At 38.6% G+C, this 19,330-nt stretch carries 16 protein-coding genes; 5 read left to right on the top strand and 11 right to left on the bottom strand.

The window, feature by feature from the left end:
- From ACTHJT_RS04755 to lpdA, 3 genes are all read right to left on the bottom strand, one after another.
- Nucleotides 1-1,280: SLC13 family permease (locus ACTHJT_RS04755; protein ID WP_440236721.1), on the bottom strand; the 1,280-nt coding region annotated here is incomplete at its 3' end.
- Between the two features lie 186 nt (nucleotides 1,281-1,466).
- Entirely contained in the window at nucleotides 1,467-2,522 is a 1,056-nt protein-coding gene (locus ACTHJT_RS04750) for an acyltransferase family protein (protein WP_440236720.1), read from the bottom strand.
- Between the two features lie 155 nt (nucleotides 2,523-2,677).
- Complete coding sequence (gene lpdA / locus ACTHJT_RS04745; protein WP_440236718.1) at nucleotides 2,678-4,072, bottom strand: dihydrolipoyl dehydrogenase; 1,395 nt, start codon at nucleotides 4,070-4,072, stop codon at nucleotides 2,678-2,680.
- 374 nt (nucleotides 4,073-4,446) lie between these two features.
- Here lpdA and fabG point away from each other — a divergent pair, with 374 nt between their 5' ends.
- The 4 genes from fabG (at nucleotide 4,447) to ACTHJT_RS04725 (ending at nucleotide 9,499) form a co-directional block, all read left to right on the top strand.
- The gene (fabG, locus tag ACTHJT_RS04740; protein WP_440236717.1) at nucleotides 4,447-5,193 is read left to right on the top strand and encodes a 3-oxoacyl-[acyl-carrier-protein] reductase; all 747 of its coding nucleotides are present in this window, start codon (nucleotides 4,447-4,449) and stop codon (nucleotides 5,191-5,193) included.
- Nucleotides 5,194-5,383: 190 nt separating this feature from the next.
- Nucleotides 5,384-7,456: a hypothetical protein gene (locus ACTHJT_RS04735; protein WP_440236715.1), complete on the top strand. Its 2,073-nt coding sequence runs from the start codon at nucleotides 5,384-5,386 to the stop codon at nucleotides 7,454-7,456.
- Between the two features lie 73 nt (nucleotides 7,457-7,529).
- Nucleotides 7,530-8,540, top strand: a complete 1,011-nt coding sequence (locus tag ACTHJT_RS04730) for a hypothetical protein (protein ID WP_440236713.1) — start codon at nucleotides 7,530-7,532, stop codon at nucleotides 8,538-8,540.
- Nucleotides 8,541-8,620: 80 nt separating this feature from the next.
- Entirely contained in the window at nucleotides 8,621-9,499 is an 879-nt protein-coding gene (locus ACTHJT_RS04725; protein WP_440236711.1) for a hypothetical protein, read from the top strand.
- A gap of 53 nt (nucleotides 9,500-9,552) precedes the next feature.
- On the opposite strand, the gene ACTHJT_RS04720 is transcribed toward ACTHJT_RS04725, so the two are convergent.
- The 5 genes from ACTHJT_RS04720 to ACTHJT_RS04700 form a co-directional block, all read right to left on the bottom strand.
- Nucleotides 9,553-10,689, bottom strand: coding sequence for a glycosyltransferase family 4 protein (locus tag ACTHJT_RS04720; protein WP_440236709.1), 1,137 nt, complete (start codon nucleotides 10,687-10,689; stop codon nucleotides 9,553-9,555).
- 57 nt (nucleotides 10,690-10,746) lie between these two features.
- Nucleotides 10,747-11,616, bottom strand: a complete 870-nt coding sequence (locus ACTHJT_RS04715) for a cation diffusion facilitator family transporter (RefSeq protein WP_440236707.1) — start codon at nucleotides 11,614-11,616, stop codon at nucleotides 10,747-10,749.
- 19 nt (nucleotides 11,617-11,635) lie between these two features.
- Complete coding sequence (locus tag ACTHJT_RS04710; protein WP_440236705.1) at nucleotides 11,636-12,847, bottom strand: tetratricopeptide repeat protein; 1,212 nt, start codon at nucleotides 12,845-12,847, stop codon at nucleotides 11,636-11,638.
- Nucleotides 12,848-12,951: 104 nt separating this feature from the next.
- Complete coding sequence (locus ACTHJT_RS04705; RefSeq protein WP_440236703.1) at nucleotides 12,952-15,498, bottom strand: ATP-dependent Clp protease ATP-binding subunit; 2,547 nt, start codon at nucleotides 15,496-15,498, stop codon at nucleotides 12,952-12,954.
- A gap of 158 nt (nucleotides 15,499-15,656) precedes the next feature.
- Nucleotides 15,657-16,301: a WbqC family protein gene (locus ACTHJT_RS04700; RefSeq protein ID WP_440236701.1), complete on the bottom strand. Its 645-nt coding sequence runs from the start codon at nucleotides 16,299-16,301 to the stop codon at nucleotides 15,657-15,659.
- 10 nt (nucleotides 16,302-16,311) lie between these two features.
- On the opposite strand from ACTHJT_RS04700, the gene ACTHJT_RS04695 reads away from it, so the two are divergent.
- The gene (locus ACTHJT_RS04695; protein ID WP_440236700.1) at nucleotides 16,312-17,187 is read left to right on the top strand and encodes a lysophospholipid acyltransferase family protein; all 876 of its coding nucleotides are present in this window, start codon (nucleotides 16,312-16,314) and stop codon (nucleotides 17,185-17,187) included.
- A gap of 133 nt (nucleotides 17,188-17,320) precedes the next feature.
- Here the strand turns inward: ACTHJT_RS04695 and ACTHJT_RS04690 are convergent, their stop codons facing one another.
- The 3 genes from ACTHJT_RS04690 to ACTHJT_RS04680 form a co-directional block, all read right to left on the bottom strand.
- Nucleotides 17,321-17,662, bottom strand: a complete 342-nt coding sequence (locus tag ACTHJT_RS04690; protein ID WP_440236699.1) for a TfoX/Sxy family protein — start codon at nucleotides 17,660-17,662, stop codon at nucleotides 17,321-17,323.
- A gap of 2 nt (nucleotides 17,663-17,664) precedes the next feature.
- Entirely contained in the window at nucleotides 17,665-18,192 is a 528-nt protein-coding gene (locus tag ACTHJT_RS04685) for an HD domain-containing protein (RefSeq protein ID WP_440236698.1), read from the bottom strand.
- A 194-nt stretch (nucleotides 18,193-18,386) separates the two neighbouring features.
- On the bottom strand, nucleotides 18,387-19,013 hold the full coding sequence (locus ACTHJT_RS04680; RefSeq protein ID WP_440236696.1) for an L-threonylcarbamoyladenylate synthase: 627 nt from the start codon (nucleotides 19,011-19,013) through the stop codon (nucleotides 18,387-18,389).
- Nucleotides 19,014-19,330: the final 317 nt, after the last annotated feature.

The raw sequence follows: 19,330 nt of genomic DNA, 5'->3' as shown, positions 1-19,330 counted from the left end.
TCCAGCATGCCTGTACTGTAAACAATAGCATTGGAGGGAGAAGACACCGGAAAGAGCAGGGCTACAGATGCAGACAGTGCTATAACAATAGCAGCTTCCCTCTCCGCGCCAGGCATGATGGACATTCCCAGTGGAATCATGATGCTGCTGGCTGCAGTATTGCTCATCACATTGGATACGATCATGGTTAAATAACAGAAGAAGATAATCAGCACAAGCGGACTCATGTTCAAAGCAAGCAATTCTTTTGCATAATGATTCAATAATTTTGTATCCTCTAAAGCAAGTCCTAAAGCCAACCCTCCGGCTACCAAAAATAACGTATCCCAGGAAATACTCTTGATATCCTTTGCATCCATGATGCCGAGGGCCGGAAACAATACCAGCGGAATAGCGCAAACCGTTGCTACCGGAATATGATGTATGGATGATGTTAACCAGAACAGGATCGTAACGATGATGATACAGATTACCGCAATGCGGTGAAACGGATTCACATCAATCGCATCCTTCGTCGAATCAAACACACCATCGGGAATAGTAACAGCAGTGCGTATAAAATATTTCCTGATTGTCCATACCGACACAACAAATAAAACAGCAACTACAGGTACGCCGTATTTCAACCATTCTACAAATCCGATCGGATCTCCGGCCTTTTGTAATAAGGAAGCTGTAATGATGTTGGGCGGACTGCCAATAACAGTTGTCATACCACCGATCGTTGACGCTACGGGAACTCCTATCAGTAATGCTTTTGTAAGACCGCTCTCTTTACCCAATGCCAGCAATAACGGCATTACAGATGCCAGGATCATGGCTGTTGTTGCCGTATTGGACATGAACATGGACATACACATGGTGATCAGCATGATCCCTGTAAAGATCCGCCCTGGTTCTACGCCGGATAACCGGATAGCAAAAGAGAAAAGTGTTTTATCCAATCCTGTTTTGGTCATGGCGGAGGCAATGAAAAAGCCACCCATAATCAGCCAGATACCACTGCTTGAAAAGGTATTTACATAAGCATCAATTTTTACCGGATCCGGATTTAAGAATGGGTTCCCTAAGGTAAATACCAGATAAGCGATGATGAACAAACTCACTACATACGCCGGTACAGCTTCTGTGAGCCACAAGGCCACCGAGAAGAATAATAGAAACAGCACATAGTTTTGAGATACATTGAAAAAAGGTTCCTGAATAATCAGTACCAAAACCAAAGAGAAAAGAGCAGATAGTATTACCTTACTCAATTTGTAACTTAATAACTGTTGCATATTTATTTTTTTATTTGAATTGTTTTATCTCATCTTCAGCTCTTAAACACTAATGCTATAATACATGGAAACATTTCGTTATAACAGCCTGTTATTAAATTCATCGGGATCATTCTATAGATTGTCTGCAAACTTTATTTTTAAAATACATCTCTTCATTTATTAAAAATTGAATCACTAAAGCCGTTATTTATCCTTTGCCCTCCACTTTACGAACTTATCATTCACATTAGCCACTACCTGAACAATCAGTCTATGTACAAAAGGTTCTGCTATTTTCACAATAAGATATGATATAAAAATTATAATGGTTATGGATATAACAGGCAGCAAAATAAGTGGCATATCAACGAATTTGTGAATTTTACAAATCAAGGCAATCATCGCATTTTCATGGATCAGGTATAAGGGATAACTTATAAATCCTAAAAAAAGCAACACTTTATTGCCAATTAAAAATCTGCTTTTCTCAAAATAAACAGGTATAAAAAACACAAGCAGAATAACCATGGAATACAGCATCAATGTTATATCATACTGGTATCTGAAGACCTCAACTATACCTACTAAAATTGAAAGGTATAAATACTTTAAATTTTTACTACCGAAATATAAATAGGCTAATGAGCCGCTTGCAAACCAACTGAAAAATTTAAATGAGAAAGCATTTGACAACACGGTTAAAAGCCGAATGTTGAATTCATCCGCTATGACATATACTAAGTACATTGAAAAAATTACAGCAATTGCTTTTTTACCTCCCCAAATAAAATACGTTAAACCAAATATAAAATAGAATTTAAATTCAACATATAAGGACCAAAAAGAACCTTCTAAACGATTTATAGGAATTCCTGTAATTGCTTTTACCCAGCTAGGTTCTGTAAAGATCAAACCTGGTATGACAGAATATATATTAGGTATTCCTGCAGGTCTCTCATATAAAAAATGAGCTGTGGCATAGATTAAAATTGTTGCAATAAGCATTGTTGGAAATAATCTCAGCCATCTTTTATATATAAAATTGAAAAAAGAACTACTTTTTTCTAATGACATCAGAATAACAAATCCGGAAATCAAAAAGAATAATTGAACCCCTAAATAGCCGTATTCAAAAAGGGGGAATTCACCATATGTATTTCCGTATGGCACAATGGTTGGCCATCTGGAAAAAGCATGAAAAATAATTACTAATAAAATTGCAATCCCCCTTAATCCATCTAAAAATTCAATTCTTTTCATTTGCCTGCTTGGATCGTTTGATGTAAATATACTAAATACCGGCGCAAGAAAAATTTAAATTCATCCCATCATGTAAATTAGTGCAGACATAGACAGCAAAAAAGGTCACGCTTTTCAACGTGACCTTTTTACAATATAACCTGCTCGTGTAATTCTTATAAGTGGATCACTTCACCGTATGCAGCGGCAGTCGCTTCCATGATCGCCTCAGACATTGTCGGGTGCGGGTGAACGGCGTTGATGATCTCATGGCCTGTAGCTTCCAGCTTACGTGCAACAACTGCTTCAGCAATCATCTCGGTAACATTTGCGCCAATCATGTGTACACCTAGTAACTCACCATATTTTGCATCGTAGATAACTTTCACAAAGCCTTCTTTTGCACCGGCAGCGCTCGCCTTACCAGACGCAGAGAACGGAAACTTACCTACTTTCAATTCGTATCCTTTTTCTTTAGCTGCTTTTTCAGTCAAACCTACAGAAGCGATCTCTGGTGTACAGTATGTACAACCCGGGATGTTACCGTAATCCATCGGTTCGGGATTCAAACCTGCAATTTTCTCTACACAGATAATACCTTCGTGGGAAGCAACGTGTGCCAATGCAGGACCTTTCACGATATCACCGATTGCATAAATACCCGGGATATTTGTTTTGTAGAAATCATCTACCAATACACGTCCTTTGTCTGTAGCAACACCTACATCTTCCAGACCAATACCTTCAATGTTCGTAGTAACACCAACGGCAGAAAGTACGATATCACATTCAATAGTTTCAATCGCATCACCTTTCTTAACTTTCACTTTACACCCTTTACCTGCTGTATCTACAGATTCAACAGCAGCCCCGGTCATAATGTTGATGCCCATTTTTTTATATTCTTTTTCCAATTGCTTGGAAATTTCTTCGTCTTCAACCGGAACAATGTTCGGTAAGTATTCAACGATTGTAACCTTTGTACCCATTGTTGCATAGAAGTATGCGAATTCCACACCGATCGCACCTGATCCCATGATCACCATGCTTTCAGGTTTAGACTCCAGCACCATCGCCTTACGGTAACCGATGATTTTGTTGTTATCAATCTTTACATTCGGCAATTCGCGTGCGCGGCCACCGGTTGCCAGAATAATATGGTCAGCAGCATAAAGACTTTTATTACCTTTATCGTCTGTAACTTCAACCTGCTTGCTTTTAGCCAGCTTACCGAAACCGGCGATGATTTCGATTTTATTTTTCTTCATCAGGAACTGAACGCCTTTGCTCATACCGGCTGCTACATCACGGCTGCGCTTTACAACAGCTGTGAAATCTGCTTCAGCTGTACCAACATTGATACCGTAATCTTTTGCATGTTTTATGTATTCATATACCTGAGCACTTTTCAAAAGCGCTTTTGTAGGGATACATCCCCAGTTCAAACAAATACCGCCTAATTCTGCTTTCTCAACTACCGCTACTTTCTTTCCCAATTGAGAAGCTCTGATTGCAGCTACATATCCACCAGGACCGCTACCGATCACTATAACATCGTATTTTGTTGACATATCTTTATTACGTATAAATTACGGGTGCAAATTTAAGGGATTTAGACTTATAAGAAAGGATTCCGCCGGAAAATGCGTAGATTGTTACACAATCATCTGTTTAATAATCAATTAACTATCTTCATAATTTAGCTTAACGCTAAAGGCTTAATGCCTAAGGCTTTTTCCTTTGTTACATTTATCGATTGCATTTATCAACTGATTTGTAGTTAAGTTCAATTTTAACTGCGCATAAATCTGTAATTATACCACAGAAGCTTAACGCGCAAAACATTAGGCTTTAAGCGTTAAGCTTTTGGCTAAGCTGTTTGGAATTTGTTCTTTGGAATTTCTAGCCTATATTTGACCTTAATACAAATTTTAAACATCGTAAAATGGGCTTACTTAGCGGAAAAACTGCTCTGATTACCGGAGCATCAAAAGGTATCGGCAAATCAATTGCCATACGATATGCACAGGAAGGTGCAAATGTTGCATTTACCTATTTATCCAGTGTTGAAAAAGGCCAGGCTGTAGAAAAAGAATTACAGGCAATGGGTATAAAAGCGAAAGGCTACCGCTCTGATGCATCTAAATATAACGAAGCAGAAGATCTGGTAACGGCAGTTTTAGCTGATTTCGGTCAGCTGGACATTGTTGTAAACAACGCCGGTATCACAAAAGACGGCTTACTGATGCGTATGTCCGAAGAACAGTGGGATACTGTTATCGAAGTAAACTTAAAGTCTGTTTTCAACCTTACAAAAGCGGCATTAAAGCCAATGATGAAGGCTAAAGCAGGTTCAATCATAAACATGACTTCAGTAGTTGGTATCAGCGGTAACGCCGGACAAACAAACTACGCTGCATCTAAAGCGGGGATTGTTGGCTTCACGAAATCGGTGGCGCAGGAATTGGGTTCACGTAACATCCGTTCAAACGCAATCGCTCCGGGTTTCATCGAAACTGAAATGACAGAAGTGCTGGATCCGAAAGTAAAAGCTGAATGGGAAAATGGTATTCCGTTGAAACGTGCTGGTAAAAGCGAAGACGTAGCTAATGCATGCGTATTCCTTGGTTCTGAACTTTCTGCTTACATAACCGGGCAAGTTCTGCAGGTTGACGGCGGCATGTTAACCTAGTTCTGGGTTTAATTGTAACTAAACCGATGAGGTTTTATTAACAATCACCTTTACAAATCAGAATTAGCCTCTTATCTATTTAGAAAACCTCATAGGTTTTTGAAAGTTGACAGTGCTATTCTCATAGGTTTTGCAAAATTCTTTTTATCTTCAATCCTGCATCCAAACCGGTGCAGGATTTCTTTTATCTATGAACGGCATTTCACTTTACGCTTCCAGCTCACCTTGGTTTATTCTTCTTTGTATTGCTATAGGTGCTGTCTATTCTTATATTCTTTATTCTATTAAAAATACACTATGGAATAAAAGAACCAATTACCTTCTTGCAGGGCTGCGCTTTGTACTGGTAACACTTTTAGTATATCTGCTGTTCGGTCCGGTAATCCGCTATTTTGAAAATACAAAAGAAAAACCGCTTGTACTGTTACATATAGACAATTCAGCATCATTGAAATTAACGAGCGACTCTACACAGCGCCTTGCCTGGACCGCCGCATTAAATAAACTTCGTTCAGAGTTGAATAAAGATGGTATTGAAACCAGCACCTATTCATTCAATGGCAAACAGGAACCTGACCAGATTCAATTCAATTACCCAAGTTCAAACCTGAACAAACTATTACAGGAACCACGGCAGGAAGAAAGCGGCCGCAATATCTGCGCAAGTATCCTGCTATCCGACGGAATCTATAATGTGGGTATGAATCCGGGTATTACACCTTCTTCTGCCCCGGTGTTTACCTTAGGCGTAGGCGACACGACGGATCAGAAAGATGTCCGTCTGGTTGCTGCCATTCATAACAAACTTGCATTCAAAGGCAATACCTTCCCTATCGTTGCAGAATTGGCGCACAAAGGCTTCTCCGGCAAAACAGCAACCTTACAGTTAAGACAAGGTAATAAAGTGCTTGAAACAAAAAAGATCACGTTATCTAAAAATGAGATCCAGGATCCGGTTGAATTCAGACTTTCCTCTGAAACTGTAGGCATACAGCATTATGTACTTGAAGTGGTACCGCAAACAGGAGAATTTACTGCAGAGAATAATAACCAGCATGTTTACATTGATATTGTCGACAATAAACAAAAGGTGCTGATCGCAGCCCCTTCGCCTCACCCGGATATTAAAGCTATTCAAGCCGCACTGAGTGCGAAGGAAAATATTGAAGTATCTATATTCATTCCCGGTATTAGCGATTACAAAGCAGATAATTACAGTCTGATAATCCTGCATCATTTCCCGGACGGCACCAATACCGGTAAGAAAGAATTCGATGCGCTGGTTGCAGGCAAAACACCAAAGTGGTACATCATCAGCAACCAGACCAACATACAAGCGTTCAACCAGACAAATAACCTGCTGCAGATCAATGTACGCAGCGGACAAAAAGACCTTGTCTTCGGTGATGTAAACAGTTCTTTCGACCGTTTCATCATGCCGCCAGGTTTATCTGACCTTTTATCTACGGCACCACCATTACAGTGTGCATTCGGCGATTATGTTTTCAAGCAGGATGGTTTACCAATTCTCTTCCAGCGTATCGGCCGTGTCGCTACCACCAAACCTTTATTAAGCATTTCTGCAAACCGTGAAACCATGGTACTTGCCGGTGAGGGCATCTGGCAGTGGCGTTTGCACAATCAATTGACCCAACAGAATACTGCAACCTTTGATGAGTTTATTCAAAAGTGCGTGCAGTATATTTCTAACGACAGTGACAAACGCAAATTCCGTGTATATCCTACGGTGAATGATTTACAAAGCGGCGAACATTTGTATTTTGAAGCTGAGTTATACAACGACATCATGGAACGTATCTATGGTGTAGACATTGCGCTACAGATTAAAAACGAAGAGGGTAAAACGTTCAGTTATACCTTTGCCACAAGTTTAGGTAACAATCGTTTTGAAGTAAAGGGGTTAGCAGAAGGGGTGTATAAATACACCGCCAGCGCAACGCTGAACGGCAAACCGGAAAAAAGCAGCGGCGAATTTATTATTCGCAAAACCAGCATGGAAGCTTTGACTATAAAAGCTGATTTCAATTTATTAAGAACTATCTCTAATAAAAGTAACGGTGTATTCTATCCCGCAAATAATGTAGACGCTTTACTGGCAAAAATTAAAGAAAGAAATTTCAAAACCATTATCCGTTCCAAAGAAAGCCTGAATGAAATCATCAATCTTCCATGGATTCTGCTGCTTTTATTTGCGCTGGTAAGTGGTGAGTGGGTAATCAGAAAGCTGAACGGAGGATACTGATACAGGCCGAAGGCTTAATGCTGAAGGCTTAATGCTTTAAACTTCATGTTAATTCATAACTCATAATTCATAATTGAAGACCTTTCTCATTCCCTATCTCTTCTGTCTCGCGATCCTCATCGGGCCTGCATACAACATGTATGTGCATTATGATTTTTCGCACTCGATTGATACAGAAAGTTACCTGGCGATGTCAAATGATGATTACGATGTAAATCCTGTACACCGGTACCGATTTATTATTCCGTGTACAGCAAAATTTATTGCATGGCCGTTACAGGCAATTTATACAAAACTATGGCCGCATCGCACCGAAAGCCTATGGCCCTTACAACTCGCTTATTTTATCATAAATACTTTGCTAACTGCTTTTTATGGCTGGATGACATATAAAATTATCCGTTTGTATTGCAATCAACTGACCGCTGTTGTGATTGCATTAACAGCGGTTTTAACAAGCCGTTGGGTTGCTTATATTGCAGGCCTGCCTTTAACTGATAGTTTATATCTGATTGCTATTGCAGGATTGCTTTATAGCATAAAAACTAAGAATGCCATCTTATTTGCAGTAGTCGTTTTATCCGGTGGTTTAGCTAAAGAATCTTTCCTTTTGTTCGCACCATTGATTCTACTGGCCGGGCCTGGCACCTGGTATTTACGCGCAGGATTAATAATAGCCAGCCTGGCAGTTTTATTTACAGAACATGCGCTAATAGACATCTCGCTACCAATGACAGAAACAGCAACCGTAGCGAAGGAAACATTGATTGAAATTTTTATCCGACACGTAAATCAAACCACCGAGACGTTAGAAACGCTGCTTAGTGTTCGTGGTTTGGGAGAAATATTTACTGTGCTTGGTATATTCTCTTTTGTGATTGTTTACGGCACATTAAATAAATCTATCAGAAACAGCTGGAAGATTTCGGTTGAAAAATATTACTGGATCTTTTTTGCTTGCATTCTTATCCATGCGCTTATCTCAGGTGATGCGGCGCGGATGTTATATTTTGGTTCAGTGCTGTATGGTATGCTGATCGCATTGGCGATAGAACAAATTATTCCCAAACAGTTCAATGTCTAATCCCATTTATTTTTCAGAAAACAGATTATCTACTGATTTATCTGCTACGTTTGTTTTGTACTCTTTATTATACTAAGCCAATGAAACAACTTTTATTATTCATGAGCTTATTGTTTTCAATACAGGCACATGCACAAATTGATTATTTTCAAAAATATACCGTAAACGGACTCAGCTTGAATCTCGGCGGCTCTCTTGGAGACGCAACCCGTGGCTACAAATTCTCCAGTCAGGGAGCTATCCTGGAAAGGCGGAATATTTATTATGGCGATTATTTTACAGGCAACTGGGATTGGCACATTAAATTACAATATCGCTTTCAGGAAAAATATGCTATAGAAGCTGGTTTTATAAAATCAGGAGTAGATTTTGCCTTTGTTGACAAAGCGTTCAATGCAACGCTTTCTGATACAAATTATATCGGCAGCTTTGCCTTTGGACAAATCTATGTTGCCCCTACAATTTCAGCCTACTATTATTATTCATTACCGGCTGCATCACAATATTTAATGAACATCTATGTTACTGCCGGAATGAATTTCAATTTCAACACGAATAGTATATTCTCGGATCCTCCACCATATTACACCAACACAGCTCAACAATACAAAGCATCTACAAACCAGGAACTTGATTTCACCATTCACGCTAATCCTTTTTTTGTGCAGTATTATTTGGAAGGCGGGATCAACTTTTGTATTGCCAGATGTAATTTATATTTAGGTGCAAAATACAGTTTTTCATCTAATATGATGAGCGGTGATTACCAACATCTGCAGAATGGCACGCTTACCTACTCAGATCATGTAACTTCGCCTTGCAATTATTTATCAGGAACAATTCGCGGAGGATATATACTATTTCAAAATTGGGGGCTCCCCAAAACTCCACGAGCTAAAAAACAAAAATATGAGAAGGGGCCAAAATTGAAAACAAAATACATTGAACCGAAGTATTGAAAATCTACTTGTAAATAAAGCATTTTAAAATCGACTTTTATTTACAAGTAGTTTTACAGTTCTTTCATATAGCCCATAATTGTCCTCCCCGCTGTTTTCCAGTTCAATCGGTTTTCATACTCAGCGAAAGAAGATAAACATAAGCTTTCATACGCTTTTTTATTGGAGAATATGGAGGCTATATAAGCCGCCCATTCTCCTGAAGGTTCGCTTAGCGAAAACACCTTGCCATTCACATCGTCCCTTACAATGGTTGGTATACCGCCTACATTGGTAGTAATACACGCCAGCCCAAAAGAGTTTGCTTCAGAATATACGATAGGTGTACAATCAGCAACCGAGGGTAGTAATAGAAAATGACTTTCTCTGAATAATCGCTCAAGCTTGTTTATACCTTCTTTAGTACCTTTACTGATGTAGCCATGATTTACAATACAATCCGGTACCCGCTCAAATGGCAACGTTCGTACACCTACAACATGAAGTTTCGTTTTAACGCCTGCCTCGTTCAACCGGCGTACAATGTTTAAGGCAAGATCGCCTCCTTTGCGTTGCCAGTCTACTGCGAGAAATAAAAGATGCAACGTATCAGTTGAGCGCGAAGTAACAATTGTTTTTATATCATCCAGGTTTCTATCACAAGGCATATTGGCGCCAAAAGGCACTACCTTAATTTTATCCGGATTGATCTTATAATGCTCTGCTGCAGATTTAGCGGCCCAATCAGAAGAATAGATAATCAGCTGAGAAGAATCGAGAGCCATCTGCTCCAGATAATTGCCATGTTTAATGGTTTCTTTGCAATAATTTGAAAACGATTCGTAAAAGCCTAGCATAGCAGCAAACGTAGCATCTGTATAAATGACTTTAGGCTTTTTTGTTTCCAGCAAGGAAACAGGGATTGTACTTGGAGAAAATATCACATCTGTATTTGAAGACAGGCGCTGTTGAATCTCTTTTGCATACTGCCTTGCAAGCATTGGTTCACGATTGATATCGAATTCTTTTCTCAATACATTCCGGTACAGGAGACCTTTAACTTTCAAAGGATATCGAAGTTTGGATGACACATTGCTGACATATTCCATATCTGCATTTTCACCTTCGAGCATTTTTGCCATGTTGTGACCAAGGCCCGACCAATATGAAACATCAGCCGGATCAAATGTACTTACATAAGAAATTTTCATGTTGCTTCGGATGTCCTATTTTAAACTAGTTTAGTATTCATGTCTCACTTCTACCATTTATTCACTTGGCTCAATATGGATCAACACGTGCCCCAGTTGGGGAATCTGAGCACGCAATGCATCTTTCAATTTATGTGAAATATCGTGCCCGCGCTTAACTGAAATTGTTGCGTCAACCACAGCATGCAGGTCTACATGATATTTCATGCCAGCTTTCCGGACAAAACATTTTTCCGTTGCAAGGACACCATCAACCGTCAAGGCAACCTTTCTGATTTCAGCAATCAGATCTTCATGTAAATTCTCATCCATGATCTCACCGAGAGCAGGTCTAAAGATAAGATAACTGTTATAAATAATAAATCCTGAAGCAAACAACGCCGCCCAGTCGTCTGCCGCCTCATACCCCTTCCCAAAATACACAGCTATTGAAATGCCGATAAATGCTGCCACAGAAGTTACCGCGTCGCTTCTATGATGCCATGCATCGGCCTTCAAAGATGAACTATTAATATCTTTTGCCTTTTTCATCACCAGGCGAAACGATATTTCCTTCCAGATAATCAAAGGTAATAGTACCAGCAAGGTCCAGACCTTAGGCAATTCATGGGGTGTGTTAATATTCAGGATACTTTTGTAAGCAATAAAGATTGCTGAACCGACAAGAAAACAGACCACAATAAATGTGATCAGCGGTTCGGCACGTCCGTGTCCATACGGGTGATTTTTATCAGCAGGCTTACTTGCATATTGTAAACCAAATAAAACCAATAAAGAAGAAAAAATATCCGTAGTAGACTCAATTGCATCTGCTATCAATGCATAGGAATTCCCCAAAATACCGGCAACAGCCTTCACTATCGCGAGACAAATATTTGCAGCAATGCTGATGATTGTAGTCCGTATTGCAGTTTGTTCGTTGGTCATCCGTGTAAGCGATATTTATTTAATCCAACTCTTTTAGAATATTAGCAGCAAATTGCTTCATTCCCTCGCTGCTGTATGGATATTCTTTTCCATTAATATATGTATCCAGCAGATGCTTTAACTCACGGGCATGCTCTTTATCATCATGTTCTATAAACATAAATATTCGTCTCAATACATCATAACGAATATGATCTGTAAATAGGAGCTCTGTTTCACTATTCACATTAACTTTATTTACAAGCAGCAAAATTTTAGTGATCTCTTTTTTATATAAAGCAGGCTCCATGAGAGACTGATCTTTGGGATTTAATTTATCGACTAATATAAAAGATTGCAGATAGCGCTCCAGACTCAGTTGTTCATTTTTTGAAAATGATGTGGTAAAATAAAGGTCGCGCGCAAAATTATTTTTCTTAAGCATACTAAGAAATAGACGATCGCGCCGCAATAAATATTGATCATAATAGCTGGGCTTCACTACCCATGAAAAATTGCCTATTTCAACAGTTTTTTCTTCCCAGAAACAATATTCAAGCGTATCGATTTCTGACTGAGGTTTATCAAACTGAACACTTTTCTGTTCAGTCAGATATCTTGGATACCAAACCGTGTTTAATAAACTAATATCAATAACAGACACGTCTTTTCTATATCCTTCAACGATTTGTAAATACCATAATGGTATAGTAAAAGCATCACCGGATGAAATCAAGATGGCATTTTGGCTGCATAGTTCTAAAACATTTCTGTTTAATGCAAGTATGAATTCATCAAAACCTCCTCGCTGCTTACCTTGGTTAAAGGCCCATACCGCAGAATCTTTTTTATTGTTATGCCAATAACACATTGCCATCGAGCCCCACTCCGATGTTAATTTAGTGTAAGGATCCAGTATTACACTTTCGCCGGTATACTTAGGAGTAAGCCTGTTGACGGTTTCAAACTCAGCAGAGGCTTTATAAAGTAAGGAAAGATCCATATCGATCAGTCCCTTGCCGTCTTTGGAATTTATCCTGCTATAGGCATAGCCTAAAAAATAATGTGCTTCCGCATGATCAGGCTTTAATGCCACAGCTTCTTCCAGATATCCGGCTGCTGCAGTATAATCCTGATGATCAAAATCTTTTTTAAATTCAGCTTTACCTTTTGCTAATAGAGAATCAAAGTTCTGTGTTTGCGAAAAGCCACAAAAAGATATAAGAAGCAAAAAAGTCAGTACTAATTTCATAAATCAGGTTAAATTATTCATTCAAAAAAAAGTCCCGCTAATTAATATCAGCGGGACTTTCAGTTATTCATTCAGCTCTAAACGTTGTACGTTAAGCTATCTTCTTATTTCTCTTTTTCGCCTTCAGTTGTTTCCTCGGCTTGTTTCTTGTTGCGAACAGTCAAACCATCTGCACCGTCTTTATAGTCAGCAAGAATCGTATCACCTTCCTGAACATCACCTTTCAGAATTTCTTCGGCAATCGGATCTTCAAGATATTTCTGTATTGCTCTATTCAACGGACGCGCACCGTACTGTTGGTCATAACCTCTCTCAGCTAAGAAATCCTTCGCCTTATCCGTCAGCTCAATTGTATAACCTAACGTTGTGATTCTTGAGAATACTTTTGCCAATGTAATATCGATGATTACATGGATATCTTCTCTTGTCAACGAGTTGAACACGATCACATCATCCAAGCGGTTTAAGAATTCAGGAGAGAATGCTTTACGCAAAGCATTCTGTATAGTACCTTTCATCATTTCATCTACATTCTCCTTACGGGATTGTGTATTGAAACCAATGCCAGATCCGAAATCTTTCAAATCACGAACACCGATATTGGATGTCATGATAATGATCGTATTTCTGAAATCAACTCTTCTGCCTAAACCATCTGTTAAGATACCGTCATCCAATACCTGAAGCATTAAGTTGAACACATCCGTGTGCGCTTTCTCAATCTCATCAAGCAATACAACGCTGTATGGCTTACGACGGATCTTTTCAGTCAACTGACCACCTTCTTCATATCCAACGTATCCCGGAGGGGCACCAACCAGTCTTGATACGGAGAATTTCTCCATATACTCAGACATATCGATACGTACCAGTGAGTCTTCTTTATCGAATAAGTATTTTGCTAACGATTTAGCAAGCTCTGTTTTACCAACACCTGTAGGACCTAAGAAGATAAATGAACCGATTGGTTTTTTAGGATCTTTCAGACCTACACGCGTACGTTGAATCGCTTTCACCAATTTTTCAATCGCCTGATCCTGTCCTACAACAGCAGCCTTAAGGTCTGAGCTCATGCTTAACAATTTCAACGATTCTTTCTGCGCTACACGGGCAGAAGGAATACCTGTCATCATCGCAATTACTTCAGCAACGTTTTCCTCTTTTACATGATAACGTTTTTTCTTGGTTTCTTCTTCCCAACGAAGCTTTGCATTATCCAGCTGTTCGATCAGTTTTTTCTCTGAGTCTCTCAATTGAGCAGCCTCTTCGTATTTCTGACTCTTAACAACTTTATTTTTTTCTTTCTTGATATTCTCAATCTGTTCTTCCAGTTTCAGGATATCGGCCGGTACATGGATATTGTTGATGTGCACACGCGCACCAGCCTCATCCAATACGTCAATCGCTTTATCCGGCAAGAAACGATCACTGATATAACGGTCAGATAATTTCACGCAAGCTTCAAGCGCTTCCGGAGAATAAATTACGTTATGGTGATCTTCATATTTTTCTTTGATGTTATTCAGGATCTGAACAGTTTCTTCAGGTGTAGTAGCATCAACCATTACGATCTGAAAACGGCGGGCCAATGCTCCGTCTTTTTCAATATACTGACGATATTCATCAAGTGTAGTAGCGCCAATACATTGTATGTCTCCCCTCGCTAAAGCAGGCTTGAACATGTTCGATGCATCAAGAGAACCTGAAGCCCCGCCTGCACCGACAATCGTATGGATCTCATCAATGAAGAGAATCACTTCAGGTGATTTTTCCAGTTCATTCATGACTGCTTTCATACGTTCTTCAAACTGGCCGCGGTACTTAGTACCTGCTACAAGTGAAGCAAGATCTAATGTTACCACACGTTTGCCGAACAATACGCGTGATACTTTTTTCTGAACGATTCGTAAAGCAAGGCCTTCAGCAATGGCAGTCTTTCCAACACCTGGTTCACCGATAAGAATAGGGTTATTCTTTTTCCGACGGGAAAGGATCTGCGCTACACGTTCGATTTCTTTTTCACGGCCAATAATCGGATCAAGTTTTCCGTCTTCCGCATATTTAGTAAGATCACGACCAAAGTTATCAAGTACCGGAGTTCTTGATTTCTCTGTTCCAGGTCTTGCAGCTTCTTTGCCAGAACCTGTACCTCCGCTGCCAAATAAACGTGAAGAATCATCATCCGCGTCTTCTGCATCAGAAGCTTTAGGTGTGTGTGTGTGATATTCAAGTAATTCCTTGATCACATCATATGTAATGTCAAACTTATTTAATATTTGTGTAGCGACATTATCTTCATCTCTTAGGACAGATAACAACAAATGCTCTGTACCAATCAGATCACTCTTAAATATTTTAGCTTCCAGATAAGTTATCTTTAAAACTTTTTCAGCCTGTCTTGTTAAAGGGATATTCGTAAGGTTCTTCACATTTCCTGTGGCAGTACCCCGAACAGCATCTTCAAGCGACTTTTTCAAAGAATCTAACGTGATGCCTAGTTTCTTTAATAAACTAATTGCCACACCTTCTCCTTCGCGAATCATTCCTAGCAACAGGTGTTCTGCACCAATGTAATCATGACCCAAACGCAACGCTTCTTCCCGGCTTAAGGAAATCACCTCTTTTACCCGATTTGAAAATTTTGCTTCCATGTGTTTTATATTAGATTCTTTTGTAATGATTCAAAGTATTGTAAATGTATTGCTTTTTATTTAAACCTTATCAACAATATGAGGTTCATCATACTTACAAACGTAGTAAGTGCTTCTTTAGTTCTTCTTTTTCCGCTCTTTTATTGCAAATATTGAATTTATTTCAGCAATTCAGGAGAATCTAGTACCGCACAAAACAACAGGTCTATAATGCTGAGGTTAGTAACAAATTCATTGCCAAAAACCTGCTGATATTGGGGGCTGCCATTCTGCCCATTGGAAGAATGTTGGTGCGGTAGTATTTTTCCGCGTAGATCTTTATAGTAATCAGGCATTTCCTGCGCTTTAATATACGAATTTGATTCTAATAATTGCGTTTTAAATGTTAATTTTTCAAGACAGAGTGTCAGTAGCTCCAGGTTCAAATCCCATAAATACGTATGTTTTTTCAGTAAAACTGTGGAAATTTCATCCATATAAAACTCAAAAAAGGGACTTTTTCCGTAGGCTGAACGGATTGAACGGTCATGAATCTGAAACCAGCGCTGGGAATAATCAATTTTAACATCTTTTATATAACTTTCCCCACCATGCACAATTGGCACAATCAGGGACTCCCGGCCATTCGATGTAAGAATTTCACATCGATTTCTAAAGGTCTGTTTCTGAAATGTTTCATGAGCCTCCAGAATCACCTGATCCGCAACTGCAAATTCCCTGAAATAAGCCACAGAAGGTAAATAGTGCAAATCAATAAGAACAGTTACGTTTTTACTTGTATTTTTGTCGCTGTCAGTCATCATATTTACATTCATGGTTCAGGCTTTCTTACGTATTGTATCCAAACTACCGTTTCCGCTGTTATATGGCCTATCTTCTTTTACTGCCTTTGTACTACAATATATTGTTCGGTACAGAGCAAAGGTAATACATGAAAACTTACGAAACTCTTTTCCTGAAAAAAGCCTGGAAGAAATAAAAAAAATCACCAAAGATTTTTATCTGAACCTGACTGATGTAAGCTTCGAATCTCTTAAGCTTATTTCCATGAATCGCGAACAGCTTGAAAAACGCGTACGCATCACTAATATGGAACTGCCGCTATCCGTGCTGGATAGCGGGCAATCAAACCTGGGCTTAACAAGCCATCTTTGTAACTGGGAATGGCTACTGCAGATTTGCGCTATTAAATCACCTTACCCGATTGATGCTGTATATAAACCGCTGCACAATGAAAAAATGGACAAGTTTATTTATAACCTTCGCGCACGTTTTGGAGCAAACCCTGTTGCCATGAAAGATACATTACGCGAGTTGATTAAAAACAGAAAAACAGTGCGTTCGATGGCTATGGTAGCAGATCAAACCCCACCGCACAGCGAGATACAACACTGGGGTACTTTCCTTAACCAATACACGGCTTTCTATGTTGGAGGTGATAAGATTGGCGGAGCCATGCAGATGCCGGTGTTATTTGTCGGAATGAAACGCGTTAAGCGGGGGTATTATGAAGTAACCTTTGAAACATTAAAAAATCTCCCCATTGCAAAAGACGGCCATGAGGTTACAGAGCTCTACATTAAACGACTGGAAGCTGCGATCAAAGAACAACCATCCAATTGGCTCTGGTCACACAAACGCTGGAAGCATTCACAGGCAAAAGTTGTAAGAAAAGGAACGGTCGTTTAAATAATTATAAATTATAAATTGAAAAGAGCTTTAGAAAAATTCATAATTCATAATTCATAATTCATAATTCATAATTCATAATTCATAATTCATAATTCATTTTATAAATCGTTTTGTGTTTTGCATTACATTTCTATTTTTTCTTCTTTGATGATTTTGCACGTGAATTAAACTCCAGCGCCAAATCAATCCAATAATTAAATTGCTTTTGTGTCCGGATCGCTGTCTCATCAAGAAGAATATAGCCTTTCATAACACGATTATTAAACACCATAGACCGACAACCATTTTCTTCAACCAGTTCATCCTGCAATTCAGGATCTATACGACACATCAAATCGCCTCTAAAAATACCTGCGCACATTTTGTCGTGATACATAAAAACCAAACCGCCCATCATCTTTTTTTCTTCCACAGGCGACAAATCCGCAAAACGTTTTCGTATACGCTCTGCTAATCCTTCATCATAGGCCATAACTATATATCGTAACTCATAATTTTCTTTCCTAACCGCGCTTCCAAATAATCATTTCCTCCTGTCAATTCATCCAATAAAATAAGAGCCTCATTCCTGTAGGTATTTATTTGAGCAGGGCTCCAATGCGATGGTGGTTTTTGCAGATTAGTAATACGATCTGCCAATTTAACTGCCCAGACTTCCTTCGGAAGCAACTTAATTCTATTCAGACTATCCTGCATTTTTTCTGACTGAGGCAGCGCTTTATTTTTAGTCAGAGCTGAAACTGCGGCTGCGATATTTTGTCCGAATAATCCCGTAAGTTCATCAACAGTAGTTGAAGTATCCTCAAGCGTGTCATGCAACAAAGCAACCTGAATAGCAAAACCAAGATTAAAACCTGCAGAATGTTCAGCAGCCATCATAACTTCCATGGCCACGTTGCTTACATGAACAATATAAGGCAGGTTTGTTCCAGGTACTGTCTGCCCATGGTGTTTAGCTGCAGCAAACTTTATTGTCTCCTGATAAATAGTTTGTATATCCATTGATAAAAATTATTTTTACTATTTAACATCATGCCGGAATACTATTGCTCTATATAGCATCGACAGCTTATAGTAAATATCAAAAAGATAAAACCAAAATTCAACTGATTAACAGAATACAATTTGGGTTTTAAAAATTATATCCATCATTTAAGATTTTACAAATATTAAATATCAATAAACAGAGAAAAAAATTACAAATCTTCTATACTACCCTTACCTTCCCGTACAACCTCAATTTCGGTTCCGGTACAATCCAGGATAGTTGAAGCCTCATTATCTCCAAAACCGCCGTCAATAATAACGTCTACATAATTTTTATAGCGATCGTAAATTTCATCTGGATCTGTTGTATATTCCAATACTTCATCGTCATTTTTGATAGACGTACTCAATAGCGGATTACCTAATTCCTTTACCAACATTAAAACAATCTTATTATCCGGCACACGAATCCCAATGGTTTTCTTTTTAGTATTCAGAATATTCGGAACATTATTACTTGCATTCAATATAAATGTATAAGGACCTGGCAGTACTTGTTTCATTAATTTAAATACATGTGTGGGAAGCGCCTTTGTATATTCAGAAATATGACTTAAATCATGACATATAAAAGACAGATTGATTTTCCCAGGTTGAATATTTTTTAGTCGGCATACCCGCTCTACTGCTTTTTGATTATGAATATCGCATCCGATTGCATATACCGTATCTGTTGGATAAATCACAATGCCTCCTTTACGAACAACTTCAACAGCTGTAAGAATCTTATTTAAGGGTGGATTGTCAGGATGAATGCTTAAACGGATTGCCGACATCTTTCATTTATATTTATTAATACTTATGAAGATACTGTTTAAATCATGAATTATTAACGTTTAAGCTTAAATAAATATTCCATATGATTTCCGCCTTCAATCTTGTCCGCATGGCCAGGTTATCTTCATTCAGTTTTGAATTCAATCGCCTTATATATTACCGATATTCCTTGTGCCTTTTATTAATTCCTCTTCATTTCTTTTTTTCGACAAACAATAAAAAACAAATAAAAAACACATTATCTATAACAAAAAGTCTTGGCGTCCTTGTATAAAATCCGCTTCCAGATTATACTGCATAATTATTTGTTTTTTAT

The organism is Cytophaga sp., assembly GCF_051961495.1.
In the GTDB taxonomy this organism is placed as follows: Bacteria; Bacteroidota; Bacteroidia; order Cytophagales; family Cytophagaceae; genus Cytophaga.
Note: the sequence above shows the minus strand (reverse complement) of the source record. Positions and strands in the feature narration are given on the sequence as shown.